Source organism: Hwangdonia lutea, from assembly GCF_032814565.1.
Taxonomy (GTDB): Bacteria; Bacteroidota; Bacteroidia; order Flavobacteriales; family Flavobacteriaceae; genus Hwangdonia; species Hwangdonia lutea.
Genome location: NZ_CP136521.1, coordinates 1,312,108 through 1,325,076, shown reverse-complemented (window position 1 = coordinate 1,325,076; position 12,969 = coordinate 1,312,108). Strand labels below are relative to the sequence as shown.

10 protein-coding genes are annotated in these 12,969 nt (G+C 35.3%); 8 read left to right on the top strand and 2 right to left on the bottom strand.

What is annotated here, in order from left to right:
• Positions 1 to 39: 39 nt before the first annotated feature.
• From RNZ46_RS05680 to RNZ46_RS05650, 7 genes are all read left to right on the top strand, one after another.
• The gene (locus tag RNZ46_RS05680) at positions 40 to 546 is read left to right on the top strand and encodes a DUF2480 family protein (RefSeq protein ID WP_316984412.1); all 507 of its coding nucleotides are present in this window, start codon (positions 40 to 42) and stop codon (positions 544 to 546) included.
• Between the two features lie 78 nt (positions 547 to 624).
• Positions 625 to 1,557: a DUF3078 domain-containing protein gene (locus RNZ46_RS05675; protein ID WP_316984411.1), complete on the top strand. Its 933-nt coding sequence runs from the start codon at positions 625 to 627 to the stop codon at positions 1,555 to 1,557.
• A 213-nt stretch (positions 1,558 to 1,770) separates the two neighbouring features.
• Positions 1,771 to 2,136 carry a response regulator transcription factor gene (locus RNZ46_RS05670; RefSeq protein WP_316984410.1) on the top strand — a complete coding sequence of 122 codons (366 nt, stop codon included), beginning with the start codon at positions 1,771 to 1,773 and terminating at the stop codon, positions 2,134 to 2,136.
• A gap of 3 nt (positions 2,137 to 2,139) precedes the next feature.
• The gene (locus RNZ46_RS05665; protein ID WP_316984409.1) at positions 2,140 to 3,243 is read left to right on the top strand and encodes a HEAT repeat domain-containing protein; all 1,104 of its coding nucleotides are present in this window, start codon (positions 2,140 to 2,142) and stop codon (positions 3,241 to 3,243) included.
• Positions 3,236 to 4,693 (top strand): glycosyltransferase family 2 protein, encoded by a 1,458-nt coding sequence (locus RNZ46_RS05660; RefSeq protein ID WP_316984408.1) that lies wholly within the window; start codon positions 3,236 to 3,238, stop codon positions 4,691 to 4,693. Before RNZ46_RS05665 ends, RNZ46_RS05660 begins: the two co-directional genes overlap by 8 nt.
• Before the next feature lie 2 nt (positions 4,694 to 4,695).
• Positions 4,696 to 7,116 carry a sulfatase-like hydrolase/transferase gene (locus RNZ46_RS05655; RefSeq protein WP_316984407.1) on the top strand — a complete coding sequence of 807 codons (2,421 nt, stop codon included), beginning with the start codon at positions 4,696 to 4,698 and terminating at the stop codon, positions 7,114 to 7,116.
• A 15-nt stretch (positions 7,117 to 7,131) separates the two neighbouring features.
• On the top strand, positions 7,132 to 8,382 hold the full coding sequence (locus RNZ46_RS05650; protein WP_316984406.1) for a YaiO family outer membrane beta-barrel protein: 1,251 nt from the start codon (positions 7,132 to 7,134) through the stop codon (positions 8,380 to 8,382).
• A gap of 69 nt (positions 8,383 to 8,451) precedes the next feature.
• On the opposite strand, the gene RNZ46_RS05645 is transcribed toward RNZ46_RS05650, so the two are convergent.
• Both RNZ46_RS05645 and hflX read right to left on the bottom strand, forming a co-directional pair.
• The gene (locus RNZ46_RS05645) at positions 8,452 to 10,707 is read right to left on the bottom strand and encodes a penicillin-binding protein 1A (protein WP_316984405.1); all 2,256 of its coding nucleotides are present in this window, start codon (positions 10,705 to 10,707) and stop codon (positions 8,452 to 8,454) included.
• 15 nt (positions 10,708 to 10,722) lie between these two features.
• Entirely contained in the window at positions 10,723 to 11,937 is a 1,215-nt protein-coding gene (hflX, locus tag RNZ46_RS05640; protein ID WP_316984404.1) for a GTPase HflX, read from the bottom strand.
• Between the two features lie 50 nt (positions 11,938 to 11,987).
• Between hflX and RNZ46_RS05635 the strand changes: the two genes are divergently transcribed.
• Positions 11,988 to 12,956 (top strand): endonuclease/exonuclease/phosphatase family protein, encoded by a 969-nt coding sequence (locus tag RNZ46_RS05635; protein ID WP_316984403.1) that lies wholly within the window; start codon positions 11,988 to 11,990, stop codon positions 12,954 to 12,956.
• The last annotated feature ends 13 nt before the right edge of the window (positions 12,957 to 12,969 follow it).

The window sequence follows — 12,969 nt, the reverse complement described above, 5'->3', positions numbered from 1 at the left end:
TTTTCAGTTTAACAACAAACCACTTAACAACCTACTTTTTTGAAAGAAGAAATCATAAATCGCGTAGCGAATAGCAAGTTAATTACCGTTAACCTCGAGGATTATTATCCTGATGGAAAACGTGTGCTTTTTGATATCAAAAATTGGCTGTTTGAAGGTTTCGTGTTGCGCGAAAAAGAGTTTAGGCAAAAAGCCTCAGAACACGATTGGTCGCAATATCAAGACGGCTATGTGGCGCTAACCTGCAGTACCGATGCCATTATTCCGGCTTGGGCATTCATGTTGTTAAGCGTTTATTTAGAGCCTTTCACTAAAAAAACAATAATCGGTAATCTGGAGCAATTAGAATCGTCCATTTATCAAGATGTAATTGAAACTCTCGATGTTTCAGAATATACAGATAAGCCTATTATTATTAAAGGTTGCTCAAAAAAACCAGTGCCACAAAACGCTTATATTATGTTGGCGACTAAATTAATACCCGTGGCTAAATCCATAATGTATGGTGAGGCCTGCTCTTCGGTACCGTTGTTCAAAAGAAAATAATAGCTACTTTTGTTGTGACTTAAACCAATAAGTTGGTGTCTAAACCAGTAAACAACAAATAATTTAACCACAATTAAAATGAAAAAAACGCTATTATTTTTCACATTTCTTATCGGAATAATATCGATAAACGCTCAAACTTTAGAGGAATTAAAAGCCACCCAAAAAGTAAAAAAAGATTCCATTGCGGCCATTCAAGGGCGCGTTAATGCCATTCAGGGGCAAATAGATGCTCTACCCGGTTGGAAAAAAGGTGCCTTTGGTACCATTGGCGGAAGCATTTCCAGTTTTAAAAACTGGTACGCTCAAGGCACGCCCAATAATAATTCTGGAAATATTGGTTTTACCGTTAATGCTTTTGCAAACTTAACTCAAGATAAATTCTTTTGGAGAAATGCAGGAAACATAAACCTATCTTGGGTGAAATTGGATGACAAAGACGACCCAACAGACAGCGATAAATTTAGAGAAGCTACCGATGTTTTTAATATCACCTCTTTATACGGGCACAAACTAAGTGAAACATTCGCGATTTCTGGTTTGGCCGAATACCGAACCACCATTTTAAGCAATTTTAACGATCCCGGGTTTTTAGATTTAGGTGTCGGTGCCACTTGGACGCCCGCTAAAGATTTAGTGGTTGTAATCCATCCGCTAAACTACAACTTCGTGTTTAGCAGCAATGCGGTTATAGATTTCGAGTCGTCAATGGGTGCTAAAATTCTTGTGGATTATACACGACAAATCAATGCGGTTAGTTTTAAATCCAACTTATCGATGTTTCAAAGTTATAAATCTTCAGATTTATCAAACTGGACCTGGACCAACTCGTTTGGATATACCTTATGGAAAATGATTGGTATTGGTTTTGATTTTGGCTTAAGACAAAATAAACAAGAAGCCTTTAACTACCAGCAAAGTCAACCCGGAAGCATTTCAGCTGCAAAACTCGAAGATGCCGATAATAAACTACAATCGTATTGGATGTTTGGACTTAATTATAAGTTTTAAATCAAATAAAAGATATATCACGCAAAAAGGCTATCCATTGGATAGCCTTTTTTTATTTACCAACTTTATTTTTAAGCATATATAGAGCAATTTTAACTTAATTAAATTTCTTTCAAAAATTAATATTAATGCATTTTATCTGTTTTATTTGTATTTTATCGATATTTTTATATATATTGCCCCCGATTAAGCTCCCAACTTTATTAACTACTTATGGCCACCAAGAAAATAATACTAGCTGAGGATAACTCTACACTATCAATGCTATTAAAATTCCGTCTAGAAAAAGAGGGATACCATTTACTATCTGCAGTAAACGGGCAGCAAGCTTTGGAACTTATTGAAACCGAGAAGCCAGATTTAATTATAACCGATATTATGATGCCGTTTGTTAGCGGTTTGGAGGTTATTAGTCATGTGCGCCTAAAGTTAGATTCTGATACGCCAATAATAGTATTCTCGTCCGCAGGTCAAGAAGAAATGGTTTTAAAGGCTTTCAGTTTAGGAGCCAACGATTTTATGGGAAAACCTTTTAGTCCAAACGAATTAATGATTAGAGTCAATAGACTAATTAACTAGAAAATGGATAGCATAAATTACATTTTCAATTATATTGATGATTTTCCGCTTTTGGTTAAATCTACCTTGTGGTTTAGCGGTATCTTAGCTTTGGTCATACTCATACTAATCCTTTATCTACGGTTAATCCGGTTACATTTAAGAATAAAGGATAACGAAATTAAAACCCTTAAAAGTGAATACGAAACTTTACTGGTAGAATACTTATACTCCGGAAACAGTACAGAAGATTTAACCGAGAATCAATTATCTATAATTTCAAGATTAAAAACGGAAGTAACCATTAAATCGAGAAGAAAAATTATAGTTTTAATTCTTTATAAATTAATGAGTGAGGTTTCTGGTGAAATGTCTGAAGCTGCAAAAACCTTTTATTTTAAAACCGGATTATTTGAATTTGCCTTAAACGGTTTAAAATCTAAAAAATGGCATATTATTTCGAAAGCCATTGGAGAACTTAGAAGGTTTCAGGTTGTTGAGGTTCAAAATCAAATAAAGCCATTAATAACTCACCCGGTGCGCGAAGTTCGTAAAGAAGCACACTTGTACTTTGTGAGTTTATTTCAGTTTGACGGCCTCATGTTTTTAAACCACATAAAAACCCCACTAACAGAATGGGATCAATTGCAAATTCTTGGCATATTGCAAAGGTTTGATAAACAGGACATCTGCGACATTAAGCCTTGGTTAAAATCGTCAAACCCCACGGTTGTTTTATTTGCCTTAAAACTCGCTAAGGTTTATAACCAATTTGAAGTAAATGATGTGCTAATCGATTTGCTTTCACACGAAAACCAAGACATAAGAATTTATACCATAGAAGTTTTAACGAGTTTATACGGTATCGAAGCTAAAGAGGTTTTAAAAGCCAACTTTAACGAATTAAGTATTGAAGAGCAGCTGTGCTTTTTTGAGATGTTAGAAAAATTAGTAGTCCCAACGGATGAGCCTTTTATTGAGAAACACCTGTTTCACAAAGATTTTGAAATACAACTATTAGCCCTTAAAATATTAAAATCAATAAACCTTGATAAATTTTTGGGCTTAAAAGAATTGGCTACAAATAAAGAAAAGTCTAACATGTATAAATTTGTAAATAATGGATAGTACTACGGCACAAATCATTATTCAAATATTTCATTATTTGTTTTTTGCTTTTGCTTTTTTAGCCATAGTATCATACATTATATTATCCATAATTTCTGCAATAGAAACCACACAATACCTTAAAAAAAAGAGTTTTATAAATTACAAGGATATTCTATCGTCTTCCATTTCGCCATCAATAAGTATTATTGCTCCAGCTTATAACGAAAGTCTTAATGTGGTTGAAAATGTACGGTCATTACTGTCCAACCATTACGCAAATTATGATGTTATTATCGTAAACGATGGCAGTACCGATGATAGTTTAGAAAAACTTATTGCCGCCTACGATTTAGAAAAAGTGGAGTTTTTAATAAATGAAAGGTTACAAACCAAACCACTTCGGGCGGGTGTTTTTAAATCTAAAAACCCGGCTTTTGAGAAGTTAATAGTAGTCGATAAAGAAAACGGTGGTAAAGCCGATGCTTTAAACATGGGGCTTAATATTAGCAATAGCAAATATGTAGCATGTATTGATGTAGACTGTTTGTTGTTGGAAGATGCTCTACAGAAAATGATAAAACCATTTCTTGAAGAAACCGAAACTACGGTTATTGCTTCTGGAGGGGTTATCCGCATTGCTAACTCCTGTACCATAAGCGGCGGTAAACTATTAGACGTAAACCTTCCTAAAAATTTGCTTGTCCAGTCGCAGATATTAGAATACATTCGGTCATTTCTGCTTGGTAGAATGGCATGGAGTAGACTAAATGGATTATTGGTAATTTCTGGAGCTTTTGGCATATTTGATAAAAAAATAGCTATTGAAGTTGGCGGCTACGATACCAATACCGTAGGAGAAGATATGGAAATTGTGGTACGTATGCGCCGTTACATGGAAGAAAGTAACAAGAAGTACAAAGTATCCTATATTCCCGATCCTTTATGTTGGACGGAAGCACCCGATAACTACAAAGATTTTATATCGCAAAGAAACAGATGGACTCGAGGTACAATTGAAACCATGAGAAAACATCGTAAAATAGCGTTTAACCCAAAATATGGGTCTTTTGGGATGATTAGCTATCCGTATTGGTTGATATTTGAGCGATTAGCTCCAATAATCGAGGTTGTTGGACTTATCTATTTTACGGTATTACTGTTTTTAAATGCGGTACGGTGGGAATTTGCCCTATCCTTCTTTTTATTGGCCTATTTGTTTTCGGTATTGCTATCCATTCTTGCCTTGTATTCCGAAGAATTATCATTTCACCAATATAAGAAGAAAGGCATGGGCATAAAGCTGGTATTATTAAGTGCCATCGAACCGTTTATTTTACACCCTTTTGTATTGTATGCGGCTGTTAGAGGTAATATTGATTACTATTTTAACAAAAACAAAAAATGGGGAAAAATGACACGGAAAGGTTTATCAAGCACAAAGCCTAATCCCGATAAAATTTTAAATTAGATATGAAATTTAACTTTAAAAATAAGGATGTTTATAGGTACGCATGTGCAACCTTAGCTTTAATTGGAGTGTTCTGGTTTATCAGTCTTTTTGAAGCCTTGTCTTTAAAAACCACTTCCCACGACACATTACTTAACACTATTTTTTTTAAGTTTATTAATGATTTTTGGGCTGCTTTAATTGTTGGCATCTTATTATTTCCGGTATATCTATTACTTCATTATTTGTCAAAAAAATATGCGCTTAAAATTATTAAAGCCCTGTTTGTATTCATAATAATTGTACAATTTTCGCTTGTAAAATACAGCCTTACTACACTTTTAAATTTAGGCGCCGATCTTTTAGGCTATTCTTTTGATGATATTTTTAATACCGTTTCAGCCTCAGAGTCTTTTTCTATTACCTATTTTATACCGTATGTTTTATTTCCCATATTGCTGATTTTGTTATTCAAATTAATCGAAAAACATGTCAGTAAACGAAAGTTAACCGGCGGAGGCATAATACTTATCGTGCTTTTTGGCAGTGCCATGTTAGTATCTTACAGTAATACTTCCAATAAAAAAAATCGAAATAAAATAGCGTATTTAACTGCCGATATCATTAAATATCAAAAAGATAAAATCAATCTCAGCACCACGGCTTTTAACCGGAACGATTATCCTTTATTAAAACCCTTTCACACGTCTAAAGATGTGTTGTCACCATTTTTCAACTTGAAGGAGGAGAAACCCAATATTGTGGTTTTAATTGTAGAAGGTTTGGGCACCGAGTTTGTTGGCAACAGAACCTACGGCGGCTTTACGCCATATTTAGACGGATTAATTTCAAAATCTTTGTACTGGGATCATTTTGTAAGCACCACAGGTAGAACTTTTGGTGTTCTCCCTTCGTTGTTAGGGTCGTTGCCTTTTGGAGAAACAGGTTTTATGGAAGTGCCCCAAACGCCATCACATATTTCGTTAATTAGTATTTTAAAGGCGAATGGATATACGACTTCTTATTTCTCTGGGGATCGGTCTGGTTTTGATAAAAAAATTAATTTTCTTGAATATAACGAGATTGATAACATTGTTGACGAGAGTAAATACGAGCAAGAATACATAAAAACCGAAGCTAATTCGGGTGGCTTTTCATGGGGCTATCCAGATGCCGAAATATTCAAGAAAACCTTGGCTTCTTTGGATGATAAAAAGCAACCACGATTAGATATAATCATGACGCTTTCTAATCACGAGCCTTTTAAGTTCCCAAATAAAGAGCTTTACGAGCTAAAGGTTGACAGTATTTTAAACGCTAATAAAAACCTTAAAATATCAAAAGAAGAGGTTTTAAAACATAAAGATATTTACGCGACTTTAAACTACACCGATGCGTCTATCAAAGATTTTATGACGGCCTATGCAAAACGAAAAGATTACAACAATACTATTTTTATTATTACCGGCGACCACAGACTGATTCCAATTTCGCAAAAAGACAAACTGTGCCGCTATCATGTGCCTTTGTACATTTACAGTCCCCTTTTAAAGAAAGCCGAAAGGTTTAAATCCGTGTCTTCACACTGGGATGTTGCACCAAGTATACTATCCTTTTTAGCAAAAAATTACAACTTTAATAATTTAGAAGAAACCGCTTGGATGGGCGAAGGCTTGGATACGGCAAGGCAATTTAGAAACATTCATAAAATACCGTTAATGCGTTACAAAGGAAGCATTAACGATTATATGTATAAAGATTATCTGTATTCCGATGGTGAATTGTACAAAATAAAAGAGAACTTTAATACGTCTAAAATCGACGATGCATTACTCCGAAATCAGCTGTCAGATTCATTATTGTCATTTAAAAAAATGAATGCTTATGTAACTCAGCACAATAAGATTTTTCCCGATTCACTAAATATATACATGAAATCCCGCATCGATTTTTCTGAAGCGCAATTGGCTTCAATAAAAGCTATGGCGAATAAATTATCTTTAGATGAAACATTTGAAATAGCCAGAGAAAAAGCTTTTAATAAAGAACGTAAAAAGGCACGATTGTTATGCGATTATATTTTAAACGAGCTCCCTAATCATGCTGATGCCCGCACATTAAAAGGCAGAACTTTAGCTTGGGATGGATATTACGAAAAAGCCGAAGCCGAATTATTGAATGTTGTTAAACGATCTCCTTTTTATTACGATAGCTATTTAGCACTTTTAGATATGTATTGGTGGTCAAATCAAGAGCACAAATCTGAAGCGATATTTAAAAAAGCCATAAAAAATAAAATAAAAGAACCCGATCTTAGTTTTAAAATGGCTCAAGCGTATTTAAGAAACCAAAATACCAACCAAGCCATTAAACTAATGGATAGTATTATTAATAAACACCCAAAGAACACCGATTATTTAACGTTTAAAAAAACCTTACAGTAAAGGCCGTTTCAAATCATGAAAAAACTCTATTATATAGTAATATTTCTTATCAGTTTTGGCGCATTTAGCCAGCAAAATGTTTTTAAGGGTGACCCCGACAGAGCTTTTGAAGTAGCTCGGGAACTAGCATTTAACAATGCACGAAAGCAAGCACAGGACACCTTGTTGTTGATTTTAACAAAGTATCCAGATTATCACGATATCAGAGACTTTTTAGGAAGCACATATTCTTGGGATGGAAAATATAAAAAAGCCAAAGAAGCTTTTGAATATGTTCTAAAAAAAGACTCTAATCGATTAGGCACATGGGAAGCGGCCATTAAAAATGAGCTGTACAGCGAGTCGCCTTTTAGTGCCTTAAAAATGGCGAACGAGGCCTTAACCCATTTTCCTAACAACCCAGAATTATTATACTTAAAAGCGAGTGCCCAAGAGGACACCAACGAGCAAAACGAAGCATTGCAAACCATTGAGGCATTGTTAAAAGCACATCCAAACCATGAAAAAGCTCAATCTTTTAAAACCAGTTTAATGGATAAATTAAGTTTAAACACAATAGGGTTACGCTCGTCGGTTGAAATATATTCAGAAGTATTCGACCCCATGCAGTATTATCTGTTTAATTATTCAAGACAAACCAAATACGGTAGTATTCATGGTAAAGTTAATTTTAACAGAAGATTTGCGTCAAACGGTGTACAATTTGAAGTTGATTTATACCCAAAAATAACCAAAGGTTTATACGCTTATTTAAATGTTGGTGTATCCGGTTCATCACTGTTTCCGGATATTCGCTACGGATTCGAACTATACAAATCCTTACCAAAAAGTTTTGAGGCATCGCTTGGATTGAGAGCTTTAAAATACGCGGAAACTACAACCATTTATACGGGTTCTGTAGGTTGGTACACAGGCAATGATTATTGGTCGTTTAGAACTTACATTACCCCTGGCGATTCTGGTGCGAGCATGTCCGGAACGCTTAATTACAGAAAGTATAGAAGTAATTCCGATAACTATTTTAGCGTTGATGCGGGCATGGGTTTTTCTCCCGAAATTTACAGATTTGAATTTGAAGGCAATGAAAACGATATCATAAACCTAAAATCCCAAAAATTAAATTTAGGCTACTTTTTCACATCGAAGAACAATAAAAATGCTTGGGGCATAAGGAGTGGTATTGTGCATCAAGAGATGAGTTTTAACCCAGGTTCGTATTTGTGGATTTTTGATGTGGGTTTATCTTGGAATATGAAATTTAGATAAATAGCAATCATTCCATTTCTTCATAATTGTAATTCGGATATAAAAAATGATTGGCGTTGGGTTCGATTTTTATTCATCACCTTTAAACTTCTTCTTTTTATGTTTTCTTCCAAAAAGCCTTTTAAAAAACCCATCTCGTTTTTCCGGATTACAGTCTAAATCACCAATAACCTCTTGTGAAGGTGTTTCAAAATTGCTTTTCGTGATATTATTAAAATGCGTATCGGCATTTAATTTCTGATAAAATTTAGCAAAAATAGGTAATGCGGAATTTGCACCTTGCCCAAGGCTTGTAGATTTGAATCCAATGCTATGGTTATCGTTCCCAACCCAAGTAACGGTTACTAAATTAGGAGTAATACCGACAAACCAGCCATCTTTATTGTTTTGTGTGGTACCTGTTTTTCCGGCCATATTATTTTTTAAATTATAGGTTGATCGTAATCTAGAGGCTGTTCCGCTATTAACCGTAGATTTCATTATTTGTAGCATCACCTGCCTTGTATAATTGCTATAAGCTGGTTCTTCTAAAATTTCGGGTTTAAATTCAGCAATAACATGGCCTGCTTTATCTTCAATTTTAGTTATCGCATAAGGTTTAACGCCTTTGCTGTTGTTTACATAACTCGCATAAGCTCCTGTAAGTGCTTTTAGGTTTATTTCCGCTACGCCCAAAGCCAGCGAAGGTTCTTTAGGAAGTGCTTTACTAATGCCTAATTTTTCTATTTGCTGTACAACTTTATCAATACCAACTTCATTTAACACTTTTACAGCGATGGTGTTAACGGAATTGCTCAAAGCCATTTCTAAATTATAATTGAGGTGCGGATCTTCTTCTTTTACACCAGAGTTGGTTGGTGTCCAATCATCAAAATTAGTGTAAGTGACTTCTTGTAACGAAAAATAGGTACATGGTTTCATGCCATTTTCAATGGCGGCAGTGTAAACAAAAGGTTTAAAGGTAGAACCAACCTGACGTTCGCTTTGCGACACATGGTCGTATTTAAAAAACCTATAATCAATACCACCAACATAGGCTTTTATAGCACCGGTTTTTGGGGCAATAGAAAGCATTCCTGTGTTTAAAAATTTTAAATAATGCTTTAAACTATCTATAGCCGATATATTTTGAATGGTATCGCCCACCCAATTAAACAATTCTGTTTTTCGTTTTACGGAAAGCGAATCTAGAATTTGAGCCTCTGTTAACCCCGCTTTTTGTAAGGACTTATATTTAGGCAAGTTTTTAATGGCAGCTTGAATAATGGCTTTATTGGAGTTCCACGGTGCTGTTTTTCCAAAAGATTTTTCGTGCACACTTTGCAAATCCGTAAGATGTTCGCGCATGGCTTTTTCAGCAAAAGATTGCATGGTAGAATCTAATGTTGTGTGTACTTTTAAGCCATCTTTATATAAATCATAAGCACTGCCATCTGGTTTTTTTAGCGTATCTAAAATAGCAGTTAACTCTTTTTTTACTTGGGCACGAAAATAAGGTGCTAACCCTACATCGTGATTAAAAGACCGATAATTTAAAACAATATTTTGATTGGTAAAAGCCTCTAAAGAGTCTTGCGAGATGTATTCATATTTAAGCATTTGCTGAAACACAACATCGCGTCGTGATTGACTGCGCTCTAAATGAAGCCGTGGATTAAAATAGGTGGTTGCTTTCAAAGTACCAACCAAAGTGGCAGCTTCAGAGTAAGTTAATTTTGAGGCTGGTTTATTAAAAAACTTTCGTGCAGCGCTTTCAATACCATAAGTGTTATCGGGGAAAGGTACCGTATTAAGGTAAAGTGTGAGAATATCTTGTTTAGAATAAATCGCTTCAATACGCGTAGCAATTATTGATTCTTTAAATTTATTGATTAGCATGCTAAACGCGATGTAGTTTTTTCGTCCAAAAAGATTTTTTGCCAATTGCAACGTAATGGTACTGCCACCGCCAGCAGACTTATCTTGAAAGATGATGTTTTTAACAAACACCCGCATTAAACTCACATTGTCAATACCATCGTGTTCATAAAACCGTACATCCTCAGTTGCAATAAGCGCATCAATTAGATGTTGGGGAAAGTCTTCAAAATCTAAAGGCTGCCTATCGTAAATGTAGTATTTGCCTATTAATTTTCCCGCATTGTCCAGCACTTGTGTAGCTTCAGCTTGTTTGATGGAACTTAGCTCTTTTTCTGTGGGAAGCTTTCCGAAAGCACCTAAAAAAACACTAATGTAAATGCTGGTAAAAAAAAGAATAACACCAACTACCGCAACTAAAAACCACCTTACCCATTTGTTTTTTAATGCTAATTTTATCCGATTCATTTTAAAACAGTCGTGTTATTGCTCTAAATCGTCATAATCAGGATACAGAAAATGATTGTAAGGAAACCGTGTTACGTGAATATCGCGAACTTCATCGTAAACGCGTTTTTTAAAGTCTTCTAAATTTTCTTTGTTTAATGCCGAAATAAATAGGGCATTGTCGCCCAATTTGTTCATCCAGGTTTTTTTCCATTCTTCCAACGAGTAGTGCTCAGAGCTGCGCTCGGTTTCCAAATCAGTAGGATCAAAAGGCTCAGGTTTATAAGCATCAATTTTATTAAATACCTTAATAATGGGTTTATCGCTGCTATCTATTTCGCCTAAAATTTTATTTACCGATTCAATGTGTTCTTCAAAATTAGGATGCGAGATATCTACTACGTGTAATAATAAATCGGCTTCCCTAACTTCATCCAAAGTACTTTTAAAACTATCAACCAGTTGTGTTGGCAACTTTCTGATAAACCCAACTGTATCGGTTAATAAAAAAGGTAGATTTTGAATCACCACTTTTCTAACCGTGGTATCTAGCGTTGCAAACAGTTTGTTTTCGGCAAATACGTCGCTTTTGCTTATCACGTTCATAAGTGTGGATTTACCAACATTGGTGTAACCCACTAACGCCACTCTCACCATTTTTCCCCGGTTACCACGCTGTACCGCCATTTGTTTATCGATGGTTTTTATGCGTGCTTTAAGTAAGGCAATTTTATCGCGCACTATACGTCTGTCGGTTTCTATTTCGGTTTCACCAGGTCCGCGCATACCAATACCTCCTTTTTGACGCTCAAGGTGCGTCCACATACCTCTTAAACGCGGTAGTAAATATTCGCATTGGGCCAATTCTACTTGGGTTCTGGCATAACTGGTTTTGGCGCGCTGTGCAAAAATATCCAGTATTAAATTGGTTCGGTCCAATACCTTTACATTTAATATTTTACTAATGTTTCGTTCTTGTGTTGCCGATAATTCATCATCAAAAATAGCCGTACCAATATCATTTTCTTCAATAAATTCACGCACTTTTTCCATTTTACCACTACCAATAAAAGTCTTTGGATTTGGCATATCCAATTTTTGGGTGAAGCGTTTTATTACATCGCCACCAGCGGTAAAGGTTAAAAACTCAAGTTCGTCTAAATATTCTTTAGATTTTTCTTCATCTTGATCTTTAGTAACGATGCCAATTAAAACGGCACGTTCTAAGTTAAGGTCTTTCTCTTCTATCATATTGCAAAGTTACGTAATTACAAGCATTTTATTTTTTCTATTTTTGATGTATGTTAGACACTTTTGAAGACCTTCCGATTAGAGACGAAATGCAAACCGTTGCATTCTATAATCTTGAAAATTTATTCGATTTAAAGGAAGATAAGCATACCAATGATAACGATTTTTTACCAACATCGGTTAAAAAATGGACACCAAAACGCTACAAAAACAAGCTTAGAAAACTAGGGTTTGCCATTTCGAATATTGGGCGCAGGGAAACGGGAAAGCAACCCGCTATTGTGGGATTATGCGAAGTTGAAAATGCTAAGGTTATTGAAGATTTAATAGCTTCGAAACATTTAGAAAACTGCAATTATAAGTACGTGCATTACAATTCTTTGGATGAACGCGGGATAGATGTGGCTTTACTTTACGATGCCACAGCTTTTAAAGTGACCCATTCTGAGCCGTTTACAATACAATTAACCAACGCCAATGGTTTTCCTGATTATACTAGAGATATATTGTTGGTGTCTGGTTTGCTCGATGGCGAGCTTGTACATGTTATCGTGAACCATTGGTCGTCCAGACGCGAGGGCGAAAAAGAAACCGAATTTAAGCGCATGGCGTCTTCGGCTAAAGTGGGCGACATCATTACGGCGTTGCGATTAGAAAATGAAGATGCGAAAATTATTGTTATTGGCGATTTTAATGACGATCCGCATAGCCAAAGCATAAAGCAATTGGTAAACAATTTTAATTTGTTTAACCCTATGGAAACATTGCGCTCGTACAGCCGAGGAAGCTCTTACCATGGTAGGCAATGGAACTTATTTGACCAAGTTTTAATATCGACCAATTTTTTTAAAACCTCCGATAAACTTTTCGAATATTACACCGCCAATATTTTTGATGAAGATTTTTTAAAGCTTTTTAATGGCAAGTTTAAAGGCTCGCCTTTTAGAACCTATATTGGCAAACGGTATCAAGGTGGTTATAGCGACCACTTTCCGGTGTATGCTGTTTTTAAGAAGTGATAGTTTACACCCA